Genomic DNA, 21,447 nt, shown 5'->3' on the forward strand with positions numbered 1-21,447 from the left:
AGTGAGCTGTATGAATAATAAGCAATAATTTTATTAATTCAGGGGGTATTATTTAGTCATCATTAAACAATACAACCAAATTGAGTAATTGTATTATTTATGTTAAATAAAATAGAACATAATAGTTATTAATATTTAGCTAAAAAATTTAGCTTATGTATACATAATTGATAAATTTATTTACTCATTTTGTTTAAATTATAATTTTTTTTCATATTTTTTAATTTTAATGAAAAATTCTTATAGGTCGTAATTCTTATCTAAAAAGATAGAACTATAGTTTTTTCAATAAAATAGAATTTTACTTTAGAATAATTCACTAATAACATTATATATCGACAACTTATCTTTAAAAGAATATCTTTAAAACAATTAAACTAAAAAGCTCACCGTAGTTTATATTAACTACAATCTACGGTGAGCCTATTTTTTTTGCTAATCACCTATATGATTAGCTATAAATAAGTATTGAAAATATAGAGTTATAATGAATGACATCGAACCTTCAATGATAAATTTTAATTTACATTCTTTAACTCAAGTAGTTCAAATAATGGCTTTTCCAACGTTCTGCCGATTGTTTGTCTGAATCTTTGGCTTCAATCCAACGTTCATTAGTCGGAAGTTTCTCTTTTTTCCAAAATGGCGCTTTAGTTTTCAAAAAATCCATAATAAATTCAGCGGCCTCAAAAGCGGCAGAACGGTGGGAACTAGTGACCCCAACAAAAACAATTTCATCACCCGGAGCTAATGTTCCTACACGGTGGATAACACTCACACGCTGTAATGGCCAGCGTTTTCTCGCTTCCTCCACGATGTTATTTAAAGCTTTTTCTGTCATTCCTGGATAGTGTTCTAGCGTTAATAAGCTGACTTCATCACCTAAATTATGGTTTCGTACTTTACCGGTAAAGGTCACAACTGCGCCATCGCTGTCACAACGAGATAACCATTCATATTGTTCAGCCAGACTAAAATTGTCCATTTGTACACTAATATGAGTATTTTCCATGATGATTATCCTCCCGTTACCGGTGGGAAAAATGCCACTTCATCACCAGCTTTCAGTGGATAATCCCCTGCGACAAATGATTGATTCACCGCAGTAAGCAGCTTGCCATCTTCTAATGCTAATGCCCAACGAGGGCCTTGGGCGATTAATTGTTGACGCAATGCATTGACATCCGAATATTCGTCACTAAGTTCCAGTTTATCTATACCGACTAGTTCTCTAACCTGCGCAAAAAATAAAACTGTTATCATGCATCCACCTTAAAATGACCTGATTTACCACCCGTTTTTTCTAATAATCTTATCGGCCCAATAACTATATCTTTTTGAACCGCTTTGCACATATCATAAATCGTTAATGCGGCAACCGATGCCGCCGTTAGCGCTTCCATTTCTACGCCGGTTTTTCCGGTTAAACGACAGCAAGATTCTATGCGTACACGATTATGCTCAACTTGAGCGTCTAGAATAACTTCAACTTTAGTTAATAATAATGGGTGGCATAATGGAATTAATTGCCAAGTACTTTTCGCGGCTTGTATACCCGCAATTCGTGCGGTGGCAAATACATCACCTTTATGATGACTACCGTTAACAATCATGGCTAATGTTTCTTGGTTCATGGTGACAAAAGCTTCTGCTTTTGCTTCTCTAACAGTTTCAGCTTTTGCAGATACATCCACCATATGGGCTTCACCTGCCGCATTAATATGAGTTAATTTAGACATATATAGCTTCCTGGGAATATGTATGAGTGGCAGCGAGGCGGCTCATAAAGAGGCTTCTCATCAATAAACCGACAATAATACAATCACTCAAAAAATGATAAATAGCGAGCTAGCCGCCGATAACCGAAAGATTTGGCGTAATTCCACTGTTACCCTGATGCAGAAAGTGGGTTTCTCGTTTCGATGTTAATCCGCGTTGGATGCGTGATTTTAATTCTTCATTACAGCTATCATCGGCCAGCAGATCACGCAAAGGGATACCATTTTCGCCAAATAAACACAGATGTAAATTACCAACTGCTGAGACTCTCAAACGATTACAACTTTGGCAAAAGTCTTTTTCATAAGGCATGATTAAGCCGATTTCGCCTTGATAATCAGGGTGTGAGAAAACTTGAGCAGGACCATCGCTTCTAGCTTTTGGTAATTGATACCAACCCATTTCAATTAATCGACTACGAATAGTTGCACCGGGAATATGGAAACGATTAAATATTTCGCTGCCCTCTCCCGTTTCCATTAATTCAATAAAACGTAATTGGATTGGACGATGTTTTATCCAGTTTAGGAAGGATGTTAAGGCGATATCATTGACGTTTTTCATTAACACGGCATTGACTTTTATTTTTTTAAAACCAGCATCAAATGCAGCATCGATACCGCTCATCACTTGGAAAAATTTATCTTGTCCTGTAATTGCAGCAAATTGACGCGGATCTAAGCTATCAATACTGACATTAATGGCGTCGAGCCCTGCATCTTTCCATGCTGCAACATCACGCTCCATTCTATAGCCATTGGTGGTTACAGCAATTTTTTTAATCGATTTATTTTCGTTGATAGTCGCGATGATGTCAGTGAAGTCTTTACGCATTGTTGGCTCTCCGCCAGTAATACGTACTTTTTCAGTCCCTAACTCGGCAAAAGCTTGGCCAACCCGCCGAATTTCATCGCGAGTTAAAAATTCATGACGACCACGAGGTTTATATCCATTAGGCAGGCAATAAGTACAACGAAAGTTGCACACATCAGTAATAGATAGTCTTAAATAATAAAATTTTCGGGCAAAAGGATCTACAAGTTGTTGCATATTACACCTTTCCAAATACGGGAGATGCCGACATTTCTATCATGCACCCTGGTGACTCATCGGTCACGGCCAGAGCATCATATTTGTAATCACAAACTTAGACACACAGGCTAGGAGTTTTTATTGCATTTAATTTATAGCTAGTCAGATTACTGCGTTATTAATTAATAACTAATTGATAATGTAAATTAGTGCGGATTGATACGCCCAATAACGCATTAAAACTGGTTAGTTTCAAAAATTGAACACATACATTGGTGATGACTGTAGCGCAAACAAGCTTAAAAATCCAATTAGAAATTCGATATATAATTTAATATACAACGACTTACGAAATAATGATAAAAAATTAAACATAATAAAACAATAGATTTTAACTATTTTGATATGGTCACTGATCCAAAAGTTTGGTTTCATGCTAAATTAGCGCGCAAATTACGAGAGAACAATATTTACGGTCACTAAATAATTGAAGATAACCATAAAAAATAACTTATCATCACAAAATAAGCGTTCAAATATTGCCTGTAAATAATATGATGTTAATAGGAAAATTATGTCAAATAACGGTCTTGCTGCCCTCAATCATGTTGTCGCATTAGGTGGCGGCCATGGTCTTGGGCGTGTTATGTCCTCACTTTCAGCGCTGGGTCCACGATTAACCGGTATCGTTACCACTACCGATAATGGCGGCTCTACAGGCAGGATCCGTCGCTCAGAAGGCGGAATTGCATGGGGAGATATGCGTAACTGTCTTAATCAATTAATTACAGAGCCATCAGTTGCATCAGCAATGTTTGAATATCGCTTTAGCGGTAACGGTGAGCTATCTGGGCATAATTTAGGCAATTTAATGCTAAAATCCTTAGACCATCTCAGTATTAGGCCACTAGAAGCCATTAATTTAATTCGTAATTTATTAAAAGTTGATGCATATTTAATTCCCATGTCAGAACAACCGGTAGATTTAATGGCTATCGATAATATGGGTAATGAAATATATGGCGAAGTGAATGTGGATCAGCTCAACGCAATACCACAGGAATTACAGTTATACCCACGAGTAAAAGCCACTGCGGAAGCGATTGAGGCTATTCATCAGGCCGATCTTATATTGATTGGCCCCGGCAGTTTTTTTACCAGTTTAATGCCTCTGCTGCTTATCGATGAATTATCTGTAGCGCTTAATGAATGCCGTGCACCGCTGATTTATATCGGTAATTTAGGTAAAGAATTGAGTCCATCGGCAGCAAATTTGACCTTAAATGAAAAGCTGTCGATGATGGAACATAAAATTGGTCGCAAAAAAATAGAAGCAATAATTGTCGACCCAAGAACCGATATCGACGCGGTCAATCAACAACGTATTGTCACTCAAATGGTATTGGAAGCTGAAGATATCCCCTATCGACATGACCGCGAATTACTTCATTTAGCCATTGAAAATAGCGTACAAAAACTGATTGCCGCTGCTATATTATAAACCTTGGTTTCTTGTACCTAATATTTTTTATATCCACTATATTTCTAATATCAACATCCAATAACACAATTGAATTAGCCGCGGGGGTTCCATTAAAAAAACGCCGCGGTTAATTCTGCCATTAATATAAACGGATGGTATATTATGAATTAGCAATAAATAACGCTCTTAACGTTAATATTTCATCACGCAATTCAGCCGCCTGCTCAAATTCTAAGTCTTGCGCTGATTGATACATTTTAGCTTCTAATTGCTGAATTTTCACTTCTAACTCTTTCGCCGAAAGATTACGGTAATCCTCATTGATCTGACTGGATTTAGCCGAAGATGCAGATTTACCTTTCGGTTTACCCACTTTGTGACCTATTTGTAATATATCGCCGATTTTCTTGTTTAATCCTTGAGGCACAATCCCATGTTGTTGATTGAAAGCTATTTGTTTTTCACGGCGGCGTTCAGTTTCACGAATAGCTTTCTCCATTGATGCCGTTATCCTATCGCCATAAAGAATTGCTTTGCCGTTTAAATTTCGTGCCGCACGACCAATAGTCTGGATCAATGAACGTTCAGAACGTAGAAAACCTTCTTTATCGGCGTCAAGAATAGCCACCAGCGAAACTTCGGGCATATCAAGCCCTTCTCGCAGTAAGTTAATCCCAACCAACACATCAAACTCACCTAAACGTAAATCACGAATAATTTCCACACGTTCGACCGTATCAATATCAGAGTGCAAGTAGCGAACTTTTTCGCCATGTTCTTCCAAATATTCAGTCAAATCTTCTGACATCCGCTTAGTTAATGTAGTAACCAATACACGCTCATTTTTTTCAACTCGCAAACGAATTTCAGACAATAAATCATCAATTTGAGTCGCGACTGGGCGTACTTCAATTACCGGATCTAGAAGCCCAGTTGGACGTACAACTTGTTCAATAATATCGTTTTCAGATTTCTCTAACTCGTATTTACCCGGTGTCGCAGAAACATAAATCGTCTGCGGAGCTAATGCCTCAAATTCTTCAAATCGTAATGGTCGATTATCCAATGCGGAGGGTAAACGAAAGCCATACTCAACGAGAGTCTCTTTACGTGATCTATCACCGCGATACATAGCGCCAATTTGGGGAATAGTCGCGTGAGATTCATCAATTACTAATAAGCCATCAGCCGGTAAATAATCAAATAATGTTGGCGGTGGCTCGCCCGGACCTCGGCCCGATAAATAGCGTGAATAGTTTTCAATACCGGAGCAATAACCCAGTTCATTCATCATTTCTAAATCAAATTGAGTTCGCTGTGAGACACGCTGTTCTTCGATTAATTTATCATTAGCCAACAAAATCTTACGCCGATCTGCTAGCTCAACTTTAATCTTTTCCATTGCATCAAGAATACGTTCACGCGGCGTCACATAGTGGGTTTTTGGGTACACGGTATAACGCGGTACAGTATGCTGAATTTGGCCGGTTAAAGGATCAAATATCGAGAGTCGTTCAACCTCTTCATCGAATAACTCAACCCGCAAAGCATGCTCATCGGATTCTGCCGGAAAAATATCAATCACTTCGCCCCGTACCCGGAATGTTCCGCGCTGGAAGGCTTGATCATTACGGCTGTATTGCAAATCGGCCAGACGGCGCAAAATGGAACGCTGGTCGATTATCATCCCTACGCTCAAATGCAGCATCATTTTGAGATAACTGTCCGGATCTCCCAAACCATAAATCGCTGAGACCGATGCTACAACTATCACATCACGTCGCTCTAATAAGGCTTTAGTTGCAGAAAGCCGCATCTGTTCAATATGTTCATTCACTGAGGCGTCTTTTTCAATAAAGGTATCGGAGCTAGGAACATACGCTTCAGGTTGGTAATAATCGTAATATGAAACGAAATATTCAACCGCATTGTCGGGAAAGAATTCTTTCATTTCACTGTATAACTGTGCGGCTAAGGTTTTATTGTGCGCCATAATCATCGTTGGACGATTTTCTTTGGCGATAACGTTAGCTATCGTAAAGGTCTTCCCTGAACCCGTCACTCCGAGCAATGTTTGATGGGCTAAACCATCTTCCAATCCTTCGGATAAACGGCGTATTGCCTCTGGCTGATCCCCAGCAGGCTGAAAATCAGAATGTAATTTAAATACTTTACTCATTGAGACGACCTCTTACCGATAACGACATTCATGATGCTGGATATAATTACAGCGCCAAGTATAACGTAAAAAAACATCTCTGTTATTTTTATCCTGTGACTTAATACAGCATCGAGCGAAAAAGTATCGAGAAAAAATGATGTTATCCCCAAAATTTAACTTGACCCGTAATTATTTTTATATTTTATACTGTTGCTAGATATCTCAAATGTCCCCTAAAAAAAATAAACCTTGATTTTAAGTAACCCTTTGTATTTAATAATTATTCAATAAAAGCCGAGAATAGCAACAACTTACGCTAAAGCCGCATGACGCCTTGGGTTAAGCTCTTTTTTAGAATTTAATTAACAGGGTTATCCACAGAAATAGTGGATAACTTGCTAAACCCTTTTTTTATATGCAACTTATATGATTAGTGGTCAGGTAGACTTGAATAATAACGCGATTATTGATCTATTTTCTTTGGCTTATTTTTACGCGCAATTGCATTTAAAAATAGCATTTTTTAGTTTTTTATAATGATCTATTGACTTAATTAATAAGTAATAAAGATAAGAGCATTATCTCGGTACGACAAATTTTCAGTATTTTATCAACTTATTTTACTATTATCGTACCAAGAATAATGCGCACTAAATGCCGGCTAAAAATATATGAATCGATAATAAACTACACCGCCAATTTGTTTAATTGCAAATATTGACCGACAGACGCGATATCGCCTTCTGTTAAATGCGGAATAATTCCCAAGCACGGTGCTGGGATCATACGTTCTAACGTAGCTAAATATTCGGCTTGATAGGTTCCTGCTGGCTCGATTTCATTCGCCACCCATCCAGCCAAGGTTAAATTGGCCTGTTTTATGGCTTGTACAGTTAGTAATGCGTGATTAATACAGCCTAATTTAATCCCAACAGTTAAAATGATAGGAAAGTTCCATTCAATCGCCCAATCGGCAAATGTTTGTTCTGCGCTTAAAGGTGTATACCAACCTCCTGCGCCCTCAACCAGTAACCATTGTGCTTTTTGCTGCAAATGAACCAATCCCCGAGACATCACTGAAAACTGTATCGGTTGGTTTAATTGTTGACTAATAATGTGTGGCGATGTTGGTTGCTCAAAAACGACGGGATTAACTTCAGCGTAATTTAGCCTTAATGTACTGTTTTTTTGAAGTAATAATGCGTCACCATTGCGCAGTCCGCGCTCGGTTTGCTCACTCCCTGAGGCAACCGGTTTATAACCTGCGGTCTGGTAACCTTCAGCCGCGGCCGCTTGTAATAAAGCACAACTGACCACTGTTTTACCCACCTCGGTATCGGTCCCGGTAATAAAATATATTTTAGTCACGATATAACACTCCAAAAACTGTTTGATAAGTCAGCGGGTAACGGTCATTAACTGTAGGATAAACTTGTTCTAGTTGATTTAATTGCTGACGAGTCATCAAACCAGACTGCCGGCCTTGAGTTAAATGTGTCGCACCAATACCTTTTAAAGAACGTAATAAGCCATTAAGAGTGGTATAAGTTGGTGTAATAGGCTGTAATAACAAATTGTTACGCCAACTAGAACACGTCGACTTTATTGAGGAAAGCGCTAAGAAATGGTTAACGTGAGTTTTATTGTCGACCTGCTGCCAAGCTTGGGATAATTCAACTAATGATCCCTCGGCTAAGGTGGTAAAAATGACCCATCCCCCCGGTTTAGTCACCCGATACAATTCACTCAATGCAATATCGAGAGGGTCACACCATTGAATAGCTAAATTACTAAAAGTTACGTCAAAACTTTTATCGGCTATCGGTATCGCTTCCATATCCGCGCAGATAAAATGTTGAGCGCTGCCTTTTTTACGGGCAACCTCTAACATGCCAGAGGATAAGTCTAATGCGGTAACTTCTGCCCCTTGTTGTTGAAATACATCGCTAAAATATCCAGTACCACATCCCGCATCTAATATTTTTTTACCACACAATGGCCGTGTAGAGACGGTGTTCTGCAATGATAATTTACTGGCTTTACTAGCAATGGCTGAAAACAGCGATGAATTCATCGGGTCGGTTGTAGGAAATTGCCGAATTAATTGAACCAATAATTGATACAGTAAATATCCAGTTTGTTGCTGAAACTCTGCCACATTGTCATAGTGCGCTGCCGCACGACCAAACGCCTGAGCAATTTTATGCTTTTGTTCACTTAACGCCATAGTTATCAATACCATAGTTCTTGATACCATAACTCTTGATACCATAGTTCTCAATACCACAGTTGCCAATACTATAGTTACCAATGGCTTCCACTAACTTTTCTATATCATCCAGACAATGCGAGGCACTGAGCGTAATCCGTAACCGTGCACTCCCAGAGGGAACAGTCGGAGGGCGAATAGCTTGTGCCCAGATATTCTGTTCAGCTAAATAGCAAGCTAACTGTAAACTGCGTTGATTAGACCCGACAATGACCGGCTGGATAGCGGTTAAAGATGGCCCGAGAGTCAACATTTGCTCAGCGGATAATGAAGCATTATTGCTGCCCATCAATTCAGCAAAACGTTGGCGAAATAACTGAATATTGGTATTTAGTCGTTCTCGTTGCTCATCGGCTTGTTGAATTTGTCGAACCGTCTCTTGTAAGGCGATCGCTTGAGCAGGCGGCATAGAGGTGCTGTAAATTAAATGGCGTGCGCACTGGATAAAATAGTCGGCACTGTCGTTATCACACAGAACAGCCGCACCACTCATACCAAATGCCTTACCGAAAGTAACAATTAATATTTCCGGTTTGATACCGTTGGCGTCACAGCTTCCGCGCCCTTGATATCCTTTCACGCCAATACCGTGCGCATCGTCAACCATTAACCAGGCCGCATGCTGCCGCGTCAAACTCTGTATAGTCGATAAAGGCGCTTCGTCGCCATCCATACTAAATACTCCCTCAGTTACCACCAGCGTTTTTCCTATTGTTGGTTTATTGAGGAGTTGCTCGAGTGACGCTAGATTATTATGTTTAAAACGACGTAAATTCGCATTTGACAGCATCGAAGCTTCAATAATAGAGGCATGGCTGAATTTGTCGGCTAAAATCGTATCATTTTTAACCATTAATGCAGAGATCACCGCTTGATTTGCGGCAAAACCAGAAATAAATAACAGCGCCTTAGGATACCCCAGCCATTCGGCTAAACTCTGTTCCAATTGATGATGTGCATGGGTATATCCAGTTACATGACCCGATCCACCACTACCAACGCCATATTGATCCGCCCCACTTTTCCACGCAGCAATGACCTCGGGGTGCTGGCTTAATCCTAAATAATCATTTCCAGAAAAATTCAAATACGACTGGCCATTCAGCTGAATAAATCGTCCTGTGGAACAGTCGATGACTCTGCGTTGACGCCATGCGGCATTTTCTCGCCGCTTAGCCAATTGCTCATGAATAAATCTATTCCAATTCATCATACGGCCGCATTATAAAATTGCGCATTATCCTTAGTCAGAATTGCTTCGGCTAATTGTGCTGCTTGTTGATTATCGCCCAGTGGAGTCTGGATTTTCTCTGGATTAATATTCAATTTACGGAACAATTGAATATCAGTATTTTCATCTGGATTAGGTGTAGTTAGTAGCTTACAGCCATAAAAGACTGAGTTTGCCCCAGCCATAAAGCACAGAGCTTGTGTTTGCTCGTTCATATATTCACGACCCGCAGACAAACGAACATAAGATGTTGGCATCATAATTCGAGCTATTGCAATAGTACGAATAAAATCAAATGGATCGACTTCTTCATTATCGGCCATTGGCGTACCTTTAACTTTCATTAACATATTGATAGGCACGCTTTCTGGTGGTTTGGGTAAATTTGCCAATTGGACTAATAAGGCCGCCCGATCGCTAATTTTTTCCCCTAAACCTAAAATCCCCCCCGAGCAAACTTTGATCCCGGCTTCCCGTACATTCTCAAGAGTATTAAGCCTGTCTTGATAGCTGCGCGTGGTAATAATATTGCCGTAATATTCTGGCGAGGTATCTAAATTATGGTTGTAATAATCTAATCCCGCTTGTGCTAATCGGTCGGCTTGCTGGGTATTAATCATCCCTAACGTCATGCAGGTTTCTAGGCCGAGTGATTTAACCTCACGTACCATCATTTCTAAATACGGCATATCTCGGTCATGTGGATTACGCCAAGCCGCCCCCATACAGAAACGAGTCGAACCCGCGGCTCGTGCTTTCTTCGCAGATTCAATAACTTGCTCAACTTCCATCAGGCGCTCGGTTTCTAATCCGGTTTTATAACGCGCACTTTGAGCACAATATTTGCAATCTTCGGGGCAAGCCCCCGTTTTTATCGATAATAGCGTGCTAACTTGTATCTGCTGTGGGTCAAAATGCTGCCGATGAACTTGCTGAGCCTGAAATAATAACTCAAAAAAAGGCATATTAAACAATTCACTAGCTTGCTGCACTGTCCACTTTTTTAATTCACTCACGCTTCTATCTCCAGTAGAAAAAAGTGTTGCCAGTTTAAATAATGCGATTATCATGTCAACCAAAATAACCAATAAAAGTTTACATGAATATGATTAATCAATCTGAATTGAGCGCTAATGATCTTGAATTTGATGCCCGACATATCTGGCATCCATATACTTCAATGAGCCATCCTATTCCGGCTTATCCTATTGTGGCGGCTGAAGGTGTCGAGCTACAGCTCGATGACGGTAGAAAATTAATTGACGGTATGTCCTCATGGTGGTCAGCAATCCATGGTTATAATCATCCCGTCCTGAATGCTGCGGCTAAATCACAATTAGACAAAATGTCACATGTAATGTTTGGTGGCATTACACATCCTCCGGCGGTTAATTTATGTCGTCAATTAGTGGCTATCACTCCCGCAGCGCTTGAATGCGTTTTTTTGGCGGATTCAGGTTCAGTTGCGGTAGAAGTCGCCTTAAAAATGGCGCTGCAATATTGGCAGGCACAGGGTGAAAAACGCCAAACTATTTTGACTATTCGCCATGGATATCATGGAGATACCTTTGGTGCGATGTCAGTCTGTGACCCCGATAACTCGATGCATGGGCTGTATAAAGGTTATCTTCCGCCACATATTTTTGTAGCCGCCCCACACTGCCGCTTTGACGCACCGTGGGATGATAACGACCTCGCGCCATTACGTGGGCAATTAGAACAAAATCATCAGCATATTGCTGCGATCATCCTCGAACCTATCGTTCAAGGCGCCGGAGGCATGCGAATTTATCATGCCAATTATTTGCGTGGCGTACGTAAGCTTTGTGACCAATATGGAATTTTGCTTATTGCCGATGAGATAGCGACGGGATTTGGCCGAACGGGCAAACTTTTTGCTTGTGATCATGCAGAAATCGCGCCTGATATTATGTGTCTAGGCAAAGCGTTAACCGGAGGATATCTTACGTTATCAGCCACATTGACTACTCGCCACGTCGCTGAAACTATCAGTAATGGCGCCGCCGGTTGCTTTATGCATGGTCCAACATTTATGGCCAATCCTCTCGCCTGTGCAGTCGCACACGCAAGCTTACACTTACTACTAAATAGTGACTGGCAAACTCGTGTTCAGCGTATTGAACAGCAATTGTATGATGAATTAATACCATTGAAATCACTTTCAACGGTTAAAGATGTGCGGGTTTTGGGGGCTATCGGCGTGGTTGAAATGCAATCAGCGGTTAATACCGCACAGTTACAGCAACAATTTGTTGCCGAGGGCGTGTGGATCCGACCATTTGGCAAGCTTATTTATTTAATGCCGCCGTATATTATTCAGCCGGAACAATTACGTAAACTTACCGCCGCAATAAGTAAAATAGTCGAACAGAATAGTCTTACGAACGCATATTAAGCTCAATCTAAATATGCCTGAGATTAATCGGTGATTAAACACGATAAGTTAGCCGTAAAATTTCACTAATTTCCTCGTGATTTACGAGTAATACACAAATCACGAGGAAAAAATCGAGGCTATTTGTTAACGACAGTCACCCACATTGGACCTTTTCCTACCGGATAACGGCCAAGTTCAGTCAGTTCGCCCGTAATCTGATCAATTCGCGCCACAGAAACATGGTTTGATTTCTGCCCACAAGAAATCAAGAAACGCCCTTTCGTATCCAAATTAAACCCTCTCGGTTGAGTTTCGGTTGGATAAACACCGGCTAAAGTCAAATGCATCCCATCGTCAGAAACTAAAAAATGACTCATAATACTGTCCGAGCGCTCACAAGCATATAAATGACGACCATTCGGGGTAATATGAACATCTGCAGCCCATGGAGTGCTATTAAATCCTGCCGGATAGACATTGATATTTTGCATTTCACGATAGCGCGTAAATTGATGATAAACATTCAACGTTGCATCGAGCTCATTAATACAATAAATAACTTTTTTACTCGGATGGAAAGCTAAATGACGTGGACCAGCACCTGCTTTGGTAGTAATCCTGTCTGCTGAGGCTTCTTTCAATCGCCCTTCAGCATTGAGATCAAATAAACGAATATGATCTTCGCCTAAACATGGCACCCACAATTGTTGATTATCACTATCTACATGGGAAGAATGTGGATTTTTTAGCCCTTCAATTACTTGGATTGGCGCGCCCGGTATGCCTTGTTGAATCGGTAATACGGCGAGGTTATGCTGATGATAAGAAGGAACAAACATAAAACGGCCGCTATTATCTAAAGAAAGATGGACCGGCGTACCTGGTATCGAAGTTTGCGCCACTAAATTCAGCGTACCTTGCGGCTCAATTAGATAAGTAAGCACCCGGAAATTTGGACGCACACCGACATAAAGATATTTTCCATCCTCGCTCGCCAACATTGGCTGAGGCTGCCCCGGAACATCCAACGTTTGAAGCAGTGATAATTCACCTGCACAATTCAATGACCAAACGTGGATCTGTTGGCTTTCCGGGCTAGCAACATAAACTATCTGCTTCATCCTGACTCCTTCATTTATCTATTCATCGAGTTACATCTACAAATCAGTTTATCAAATGACACACACTTTAGTGGCTCGATAATCAATCTGTAAACGCAATAATCTATTCTGAGGCTGCTCCGCTATTATAATATCTGAGTGAGCAGCTCATTGCTGGCAAATTCTTGTCGCTTCATCAATCAACGGAAATAACAATAAAACCAATGATTTTGGTGTTGATGACAGCCAGATGTTTATCTGATCAATGGCTTGATCAGCGGCCGGGGAAATAACCACCTCATTTTTATTAATTAGAGAAGAAGACAAAGATTGACTATTTTCAACCATCGTATATTCACCTCCAATAAATTGATTAATATCAATAGGCTGGGTTTCTAAACTTGGAATAAAAGACCAAATAGAAACATATGTTTTCCGCTGTTGGGCACGCTGGATAGCCGCCTGTAAACTGGCCGCTATTATTGAATTCTGTTCAGTTTGCAATCGGCCCTGACAAAATAAAGTGACTGACATAACCGTACTTTCCACTAGGGATCAATAGACTAATCATAACGAATTTATGATAAAAATGCGGGGATTATCACTAAACAATAAAACTATTTGTTTATCAACAATAAGCACTAAAACGGTTCAGTCGATGTTTATTATCAGTTATGATGATGACACTATAATCAAAATGTTTGCTTTCTGGGCAACTTGTTTTATTTATTCGAAAAATTTATACCTTAACGTTCAAGAAGATGAAGCTTTAATCAGTCGAGTAATCATCAAGATTATTGCCGTTGCCATATTGAATATTCGATCTACGGTTTAATAATCTCGTTTTTAAATCATGATACTAATCAGCATCTTTCTAACTTGAGATACGATAGGTATATCATCGTTAAAAATATAATTATTACTAATGAGGCCGATTTTATGTCATACCGCGTTATTGCGCTCGATCTAGATGGAACATTGCTTGATAACCAAAAAAGAATTTTACCCGAGTCACTTGAAGTCCTGCAACAAGCTCGCCAACAAGGCGTTAAAGTCCTGATTGTTACCGGACGCCACCATGTTGCTATTCGTCCTTTTTATCAAGCGCTAGAATTGGATACACCAGCTATTTGCTGTAACGGTACCTATTTATATGATTACTTAGGCAAAAAAGTTATTGAATCTGATCCATTAACGACCGATGCTGCAAGCCAAATCATACAACGCCTTGCCGATACCAATATTCATCGCTTAATGTATGTCGATGACGCTATGTTATATGACAATCAAGAAACCATCGCCAGAACCCTGCAATGGTCGAATACTTTGCCGGTTGATCTGCGCCCTAACCTGTTGCAAGTTGATGATTTCAATCAAGCCATGCACGATTATAAATCTATTTGGAAATTTGCATTAACTACGCCAGATCGTAATGAGTTGCATGAATTTACCCAATCGATTGAAAAAGATTTAGGGCTAGAATGTGAATGGTCATGGGAAGATCAGGTCGATATTGCACAAAGCGGCAACAGTAAAGGCAAACGCTTAAAGCGTTGGGTTGAATCGCAAGGATTATCGATGCAAGACGTACTTGCGTTCGGTGATAACTTTAACGATCTCAGCATGCTAACCACCGCCGGTTTAGGGGTGGCAATGGGTAATGCGGTCGATGAAATAAAGCAACAAGCTGCGTTAGTTACTCGTGATAACACCCAGCCAGGGATTGCCGAAGTGATCCGTAAATACGTGCTGTAACCGTTTTAATCCAGCTCAGGAGCGATAATCTCCTGAGCCGATTATTATCCGTTATGATCAATATAAGATATTATCAATATAAAAAACTATAAATGTCGGCTCAATGAAATACTCTTCACTTGGGCAAATAACCATTGTTCAGGCTGAATATTCAGTTCATCTTGCGCCCAACGCGTAATTCGTGCCCATAAGAAATGATCACCTAATGCCAGCTTTACATCGACCTGTTCATTATCTTCAATACATTCGACCACTTTGACGCGTAACACATTGCGAATACTGCTATTTTCAGCTTTAGTTAATGCTAAAGATACATCCGCTGCATCAATACGAATACGCACCTGATCATCTGGCTGACTGGTTATTCGAGGCATCCATAATATCTGATTTGCCACCAATACCGCGGTCATAGCATAGTCTGGGTGCTGCTTAATTACCGTAACATTAAGCACGCTGCTTAAAGAATCTTGTTGTAACCACGGACGCAAAGCACTACTGGCCCAAATATCTTCGAGCGTGCCATAGGCTTTTACTTTCCCCTGCGCCATTACGATTACGTTATCAGCTAAGCGCAATATTTCATCTAAGCTATGGCTAACATACAAAATGGGTATTTTGACATCCTGCGATAACTTTTCTAAATATGGTAATAACTCACGTTTGCGAGGTAAATCTAAAGAAGCTAACGGCTCATCCATTAATAATATTTCGGGGGCGGTTAATAACGCGCGGCCAATAGCCACACGCTGCTTTTCACCGCCAGACAATGTAATGGGGAAACGATTTAATAGCTTTTCAATCCCCAGTAACTCAATCACAGAATCAAAACGCGATGCCATTTCAGGTACCATACCGTATGTTAGGTTACCTTTAACCCGATAATGTGGAAATAAACGCGCATCTTGAAAAACATAGCCAATACTGCGTTTTTCTGGCGGTAGACAAATCTTTTTCGCTTTATCCACCAGCACGCGGCCATTGAGGACTATACGCCCGCTATCCGGTTTAGTTAGCCCACCTATCACATTAATTAATGAGGTTTTTCCTGCCCCCGATAAACCAAATATTGCTGTAATGCTTTCGGTCGGTAGCTGGGTTTTAACTTCTAATTGCAGATCGCCAAGACGCTGAGAGAAATCTAATTCTAACATGCTCCTCCCATTCGTTTTTTACCCCAACGGGTTAACCATTCGGAGGCTAATAACGAGGCCAATGCTAAACCAATTGCAATAATACACAAACGAGCCGCATCGGACTCAGCCCCCGGAGTTTCAATTAAAGTGTACATAGCCAGAGGAATGGTTCTTGTTTCCCCCGGAATGTTAGAAACAAAGGTAATTGTGGCGCCAAATTCGCCTAACGAGCGAGCAAATGCCAGTACAACACCAACGATAATCCCCGGCAAGGAAAGCGGTAAGGTGATAGTGAAAAAAACTTTAATCGGTGATGCTCTGAGCGTTCTAGCCGCTTGCTCTAACCGTTGATCTACGGCCTCTAACGCCAAACGAATGGCTCGGACCATCAATGGAAATGCCACTACCGCTGATGCTAATGCAGCGCCGCGCCAGCTAAACGTAAAACTGAAACCAAACCAGTCGTATAGCCATTCACCAATAAATCCGCGCCGTCCCATACTTATTAACAATAAATAACCTACCACCACCGGCGGTAACACCAGTGGCAGGTGGATAATACTGTCAAGTAATGTCTTACCGGGGAACCGACAACGCACTAAAATCCACGCCATTAAAATCCCCAACGGTAGGCTAAAAATTACCGCGACCGTAGAGACCTTTAGGCTCAAATAGATTGCTTCCCATTCATACTCACTTAACATCTGCAAAAGTCTATTTCCTACAGTGGACTAAAACCATATTGTTTAAAGATAACAGCTGCTTGAGGCGTTTTTAGATAGTCATAAAATTGGCGTGTTGCTGAATTATCCTGGCCTTTAACAATCGCCATTGGATATTCTACAGGTTTATGGGTATCCGCAGGGAAAATACCAACCACTTTAACTTTATCGCTAGCTACCGCGTCAGAACCGTAAACGATACCTAATGGCGCTTCGTCACGCTCAACTAATGCCATGCCACTACGCACGTTATTTGTTCTGGCTAACATTGGATTAACCGTATCCCAAGCGCCTAATTTTTCTAACGATTCTTTAGCATAGATACCAACAGGAACATGATCAGGATCACCAACAGCCATACGACCACCGTCGAGCAGTTTTTTCCAATCTGTTTGCTGATTAATTTCAACGTTATCTAATTTTGCGGTTTTAGGGGCGATCAACACTAATTCATTGCCTAGCAAAGTATAACGAGTATTTTTAACCATCAATTGCTTATCAATAACATAGTCCATCCATTGCTGGTCAGCAGAAATAAATAAGTTCGCCGGAGCGCCTTGTTCAATCTGACGAGCTAGGGTTGAAGATGATGCGTAAGAAGCCACAACTTGGTTATTGGTTTCTTGTTTATATTGTGCCGCGATTTCATTCAATGCATTAGTCAGCGATGCAGCAGCAAACACTGTGACTTTTTCAGCGGCAACCGCATTACCAGCTAAAGATAGAGTTACGGCAGCACCTGCGAAAAGCTTGATTAAATTTTTTTTCATTATTAAATACCTATGTATTAAATATCTAGTTATTAAATAGCTATAAGTGCCATTCAGTCATTGGATTGGAAACGTTGTATATATCAAGATATAACGAAAAATGAAAGGCAATAAGTGCCAAAGAGTGCACAATCTCGCTAAAAAATAAAAAGAATGAAATTTTCACTGGAAATCAATCCAGTCACGTTGATAGCTAGCCATATGAAAAGCAAGCTCAGCAATATTGGCTAGAAAATAGATGCCCAGTATAGTGTCAAAGGAAATATATCAGATGGGTAAGAATGAATAGCTGATGAAAGGCAAAATTAAAGCTAATAATTACCCGGCATATAAACCGGGTAACCAATAGATAAAGGAGAATTATTTTTTCTCGGTATGATGAACATGAGCTTTAGAAAGTAGGTTGAAAAATGTCCCTAACCCATAAATTAATCCCATGATAATGGCCATTACGACTGGAACCATCAGTAACGCAAAGCCCATACTTTTTAAAATTTCTAACATTGCGGCCTCTTTCAGTGATACTGTACCCATCAAGTCAACCTGAAGGGGCGACGGAGGGAAATATTTAGATATTACACAATTATAACTGATATTAGCGTTATAATTGATTATATTCTATATAATTTACTTTTATAGCAAAGTACTAAACGTGCTTTCCAAGTGAATTCCTCAAGCCCTAATAAAAAGAACAGATATTATGCAAGCTGAAATTTTACTGACCTTAAAATTGCATGATCGGTTATTCGCTGATCCACGTCGTATTTCATTGTTAAAACAAATTCAAGCAACTGGTTCTATCAGCCAAGGCGCTAAATTGGCGGGCATCAGCTATAAAAGTGCTTGGGATGCAATTAATGAAATGAATCAAATGGCTGATGATATTCTCGTTGACCGCGCAACTGGTGGAAAAGGCGGCGGCGGAACTACGCTTACCCATTATGGCGAACGCTTATTACAACTTTATGATTTATTAGCAAAAATTCAGCAAAAAGCTTTTGATGTCCTCAAAGAGGATTCTCTACCTCTTGACAGTTTATTAGCTGCTATTTCTCGTTTCTCACTACAAACCAGTGCTCGTAACCAATTTTTTGGTACTTTAATTCAACGTGATCATAGCCATATCCAACAGCATGTTAAAATCCGTTTAGCTGATGGCAATACTCTGATTAATGCTGCATTGACCGAACAAAGCGCTAATCGTCTTGGCTTAAATGAAGGTAAAGAAGTGCTGGCCTTAATCAAAGCGCCTTGGATAAAATTGATTAAAGGCCAATCGACACTTCATCAATTCGATAATGCTCTGAGTGGAAAAATCATTACCCTAGAAATAGGAAAAGAAAATAGCGAGATTATGGTGAGCCTAGATGGTGGAGAAACCTTATGCTCAACCCTTTCAAATCAAGAAGTTGACCAACAAAAATTGGCAGTAAACGATACAGTCACCGCACTATTTAATGCAGATCAAGTGATTATCGCTACTCTCTGTTAATAATTCTGCGATAAATTCTCCGATGAACCCAACTTCTTCGGGGAATTAGCCTATCCTACCAAATTATTTTATCACCACAAGCTATTGACATTACTCCAATTCACGCTTATTTGTGTAACACATCATGTGGTTAAATCAAGGTATAAATTAATCACCCGTGATTGGCGTAGCTTTCTCTTTGCTCGCTAATTTAAGCGTAAATATACAATCTACCTATCGACATTAATTTTTTAAGTTAATTTCTAAATTAGTGATGTTATCAAACATGTTGGGTAAATAATAAGGAGAACTAATGACTACGCCATCACACACGCCCGCGACAGCGCTTAATATAACTGATGCTAAATTTCGCTTAAGCGATATAAAAACACTGAATATAAAACAGCTACAGATTAAAAAAGGCCAAAGCTGGGCATTTGTCGGAGCGAATGGCAGTGGTAAATCCGCTCTTGCAAGCGCACTAACTGGCGATTTACCTCCGTTAAGTGGACAAATAGAAACTCCTTTTACCCACAGTATCCGCATCTCATTTGAACAATTACAAAAAATAATCAGAGATGAATGGCTACGCAATAATACCGATTTGCTCGGCGAAGATGAAGACGATACAGGATACAGTGCCGCGCAAGTTATTCAATTAAATACCAAAGATAATGAGTACTGCCTAGAATTAGCCAAGAAATTTGGTATTAGCGATTTACTCTCACGGCGCTTTAAATATCTATCAACCGGTGAAACGCGTAAAGTTCTGCTATGTCAGGCCTTAATGGGCCACCCAGACCTACTGGTGCTAGATGAACCTTTTGATGGTTTAGATATATTTTCGCGGAATAGCTTAAATGAATTGCTGCTTGAATTAGCTGAAAAAGGTCTAACGCTAGTGGTTATAGTTAATCGCTTCGATGAAATCCCAGAATTTATTCAGCATATGGGGATCCTCGCAGATTGCCAACTAACTATGGTGGGTAGCAAAACTCATATTCTAGCTGATAGCTTAATCGCCCAACTAAGACACAGTGAGAAAATCAACGATTTAACTCTGCCTGACGTTGAAGACTCGACAGTAGAACCACTATTATTATCAGATCAGCCCAGCGTGATCCTCAATGATGGCGTAGTAAAATACAATGATAAGGCCATTCTTCATCATTTAACTTGGCAAATTAACCCCGGTGAACATTGGCAGATTATTGGCGAAAATGGGGCCGGGAAATCCACTTTATTAAGTTTAATTACCGGCGATCATCCTCAAGGCTACAGCAATGATTTAACCTTATTTGGACGCAAACGGGGAAGTGGTGAAACGATTTGGGATATCAAACGACATATAGGTTATGTCAGCAACAGCATTCATCAAGATTACCGCGTATCTACTAGCGTAATAAACGTGATTATTTCAGGGTTTCATGATTCAATTGGTCTGTATCAAACACCAACCGACCGTCAATTGCAATTAGCCCAGCAATGGTTAGCTTTATTAGGCTTTACGCCTCAAATCGCAACTCAGCCCTTTCAACAGCTTTCTTGGGGGCAACAACGTTTAATCCTAATCGCTAGAGCACTGGTAAAACATCCCGCGCTATTGATCCTCGATGAACCATTACAAGGTTTGGATGAACTTAATCGTTTGTTAGTCCTTAGATTTATTGATGTGATGATAAGCAAAGGCAGCACTCAATTGTTATTTGTAAGCCATCATCAACAAGATGCACCAACCTGTATTACGCACCGCTTGAAATTTATTCCCGAAAATGGGATTTATCGCTATGAAAGTGAAATAGTTGAAAAATAGTGAGCTGTATCGCAAAATGAATCGATAATGGCTGTAGCGCTAAAAACAGTAAATTATGCCTTGCTGTATCGTTTCACTTCGGGTTAAATCGGATATATATATTATATTTTCATCTATCTACGAACGATCTACGTCTGAGATCAATAATCAGAATCTCAACTATGATAAATTAATTTGCAGATAGGTTATCCGCTGAACAATAAATCTACCTTGAGCAAAAAATATTTGATTTAGTCAGGGTAATTAGTCAGTTCAGACTAGCGTTCGGCTTGATGATCCCTATAATGTGATCAGTGATAACGAATTTTTATGAATGTACTTATAGGAGTT

The 21,447-nt window shown here is 40.0% G+C and carries 20 protein-coding genes and 1 riboswitch; of the genes, 5 read left to right on the top strand and 15 right to left on the bottom strand.

The annotated features are described in order from the left end of the window. Window positions 1-532 precede the first annotated feature (532 nt). From moaE to moaA, 4 genes are all read right to left on the bottom strand, one after another. Window positions 533-1,012: a molybdopterin synthase catalytic subunit MoaE gene (moaE, locus tag M992_RS13145; RefSeq protein ID WP_053909012.1), complete on the bottom strand. Its 480-nt coding sequence runs from the start codon at window positions 1,010-1,012 to the stop codon at window positions 533-535. Window positions 1,013-1,017: 5 nt separating this feature from the next. Next, window positions 1,018-1,263, bottom strand: a complete 246-nt coding sequence (gene moaD / locus M992_RS13150) for a molybdopterin synthase sulfur carrier subunit (RefSeq protein WP_053909013.1) — start codon at window positions 1,261-1,263, stop codon at window positions 1,018-1,020. Beyond that, window positions 1,260-1,739 (bottom strand): cyclic pyranopterin monophosphate synthase MoaC, encoded by a 480-nt coding sequence (gene moaC, locus M992_RS13155; RefSeq protein WP_047255705.1) that lies wholly within the window; start codon window positions 1,737-1,739, stop codon window positions 1,260-1,262. The genes moaD and moaC overlap by 4 nt, the downstream gene beginning before the upstream one ends. 109 nt (window positions 1,740-1,848) lie before the next feature. After that, window positions 1,849-2,829 carry a GTP 3',8-cyclase MoaA gene (gene moaA / locus M992_RS13160; RefSeq protein ID WP_053909014.1) on the bottom strand — a complete coding sequence of 327 codons (981 nt, stop codon included), beginning with the start codon at window positions 2,827-2,829 and terminating at the stop codon, window positions 1,849-1,851. Beyond that, window positions 2,820-2,958, bottom strand: a riboswitch (molybdenum cofactor riboswitch). (Overlaps the previous gene by 10 nt.) 427 nt (window positions 2,959-3,385) lie before the next feature. On the opposite strand from moaA, the gene yvcK reads away from it, so the two are divergent. Next, window positions 3,386-4,312 carry a uridine diphosphate-N-acetylglucosamine-binding protein YvcK gene (gene yvcK / locus M992_RS13165; RefSeq protein WP_053909015.1) on the top strand — a complete coding sequence of 309 codons (927 nt, stop codon included), beginning with the start codon at window positions 3,386-3,388 and terminating at the stop codon, window positions 4,310-4,312. 142 nt (window positions 4,313-4,454) lie between these two features. On the opposite strand, the gene uvrB is transcribed toward yvcK, so the two are convergent. From uvrB to bioB, 5 genes are all read right to left on the bottom strand, one after another. Then, on the bottom strand, window positions 4,455-6,473 hold the full coding sequence (uvrB, locus tag M992_RS13170; RefSeq protein WP_053909016.1) for an excinuclease ABC subunit UvrB: 2,019 nt from the start codon (window positions 6,471-6,473) through the stop codon (window positions 4,455-4,457). 669 nt (window positions 6,474-7,142) lie between these two features. After that, complete coding sequence (gene bioD / locus M992_RS13175) at window positions 7,143-7,823, bottom strand: dethiobiotin synthase (protein ID WP_053909017.1); 681 nt, start codon at window positions 7,821-7,823, stop codon at window positions 7,143-7,145. Continuing rightward, window positions 7,816-8,697 (bottom strand): malonyl-ACP O-methyltransferase BioC, encoded by an 882-nt coding sequence (gene bioC / locus M992_RS13180; protein ID WP_174721776.1) that lies wholly within the window; start codon window positions 8,695-8,697, stop codon window positions 7,816-7,818. Before bioC ends, bioD begins: the two co-directional genes overlap by 8 nt. Continuing rightward, the gene (gene bioF / locus M992_RS13185; protein ID WP_072165967.1) at window positions 8,669-9,934 is read right to left on the bottom strand and encodes an 8-amino-7-oxononanoate synthase; all 1,266 of its coding nucleotides are present in this window, start codon (window positions 9,932-9,934) and stop codon (window positions 8,669-8,671) included. Before bioF ends, bioC begins: the two co-directional genes overlap by 29 nt. Next, a complete protein-coding gene (gene bioB, locus M992_RS13190; RefSeq protein WP_047255710.1) occupies window positions 9,934-10,971 on the bottom strand; it encodes a biotin synthase BioB in 1,038 nt (345 codons plus the stop codon). The genes bioF and bioB overlap by 1 nt, the downstream gene beginning before the upstream one ends. A gap of 83 nt (window positions 10,972-11,054) precedes the next feature. Between bioB and bioA the strand changes: the two genes are divergently transcribed. Continuing rightward, the gene (bioA, locus tag M992_RS13195) at window positions 11,055-12,371 is read left to right on the top strand and encodes an adenosylmethionine--8-amino-7-oxononanoate transaminase (protein WP_390892503.1); all 1,317 of its coding nucleotides are present in this window, start codon (window positions 11,055-11,057) and stop codon (window positions 12,369-12,371) included. A 119-nt stretch (window positions 12,372-12,490) separates the two neighbouring features. Here bioA and pgl read toward each other — a convergent pair whose 3' ends face one another. Beyond that, a complete protein-coding gene (pgl, locus tag M992_RS13200; protein ID WP_053909018.1) occupies window positions 12,491-13,474 on the bottom strand; it encodes a 6-phosphogluconolactonase in 984 nt (327 codons plus the stop codon). Window positions 13,475-13,621: 147 nt separating this feature from the next. Then, window positions 13,622-13,987 (bottom strand): hypothetical protein, encoded by a 366-nt coding sequence (locus tag M992_RS13205; RefSeq protein WP_053909019.1) that lies wholly within the window; start codon window positions 13,985-13,987, stop codon window positions 13,622-13,624. A 405-nt stretch (window positions 13,988-14,392) separates the two neighbouring features. On the opposite strand from M992_RS13205, the gene M992_RS13210 reads away from it, so the two are divergent. Beyond that, window positions 14,393-15,208 carry a pyridoxal phosphatase gene (locus tag M992_RS13210; RefSeq protein ID WP_047255713.1) on the top strand — a complete coding sequence of 272 codons (816 nt, stop codon included), beginning with the start codon at window positions 14,393-14,395 and terminating at the stop codon, window positions 15,206-15,208. A gap of 86 nt (window positions 15,209-15,294) precedes the next feature. Here M992_RS13210 and modC read toward each other — a convergent pair whose 3' ends face one another. The 4 genes from modC to M992_RS14845 form a co-directional block, all read right to left on the bottom strand. Continuing rightward, window positions 15,295-16,359 carry a molybdenum ABC transporter ATP-binding protein ModC gene (gene modC / locus M992_RS13215; RefSeq protein WP_047255714.1) on the bottom strand — a complete coding sequence of 355 codons (1,065 nt, stop codon included), beginning with the start codon at window positions 16,357-16,359 and terminating at the stop codon, window positions 15,295-15,297. Next, complete coding sequence (modB, locus tag M992_RS13220) at window positions 16,353-17,045, bottom strand: molybdate ABC transporter permease subunit (RefSeq protein ID WP_047255715.1); 693 nt, start codon at window positions 17,043-17,045, stop codon at window positions 16,353-16,355. The genes modC and modB overlap by 7 nt, the downstream gene beginning before the upstream one ends. 17 nt (window positions 17,046-17,062) lie before the next feature. Then, on the bottom strand, window positions 17,063-17,833 hold the full coding sequence (modA, locus tag M992_RS13225) for a molybdate ABC transporter substrate-binding protein (RefSeq protein ID WP_053909020.1): 771 nt from the start codon (window positions 17,831-17,833) through the stop codon (window positions 17,063-17,065). 360 nt (window positions 17,834-18,193) lie between these two features. Continuing rightward, on the bottom strand, window positions 18,194-18,337 hold the full coding sequence (locus tag M992_RS14845; RefSeq protein WP_072165977.1) for an AcrZ family multidrug efflux pump-associated protein: 144 nt from the start codon (window positions 18,335-18,337) through the stop codon (window positions 18,194-18,196). Between the two features lie 196 nt (window positions 18,338-18,533). On the opposite strand from M992_RS14845, the gene modE reads away from it, so the two are divergent. After that, on the top strand, window positions 18,534-19,325 hold the full coding sequence (modE, locus tag M992_RS13230) for a molybdenum-dependent transcriptional regulator (RefSeq protein ID WP_053909021.1): 792 nt from the start codon (window positions 18,534-18,536) through the stop codon (window positions 19,323-19,325). 292 nt (window positions 19,326-19,617) lie between these two features. Continuing rightward, window positions 19,618-21,117 carry a molybdate ABC transporter ATP-binding protein ModF gene (modF, locus tag M992_RS13235; protein ID WP_053909022.1) on the top strand — a complete coding sequence of 500 codons (1,500 nt, stop codon included), beginning with the start codon at window positions 19,618-19,620 and terminating at the stop codon, window positions 21,115-21,117. Window positions 21,118-21,447 lie beyond the last annotated feature (330 nt).

Origin of the sequence: Moellerella wisconsensis ATCC 35017 (assembly GCF_001294465.1) — a bacterium.
Taxonomy (GTDB): domain Bacteria; phylum Pseudomonadota; class Gammaproteobacteria; order Enterobacterales; family Enterobacteriaceae; genus Moellerella; species Moellerella wisconsensis.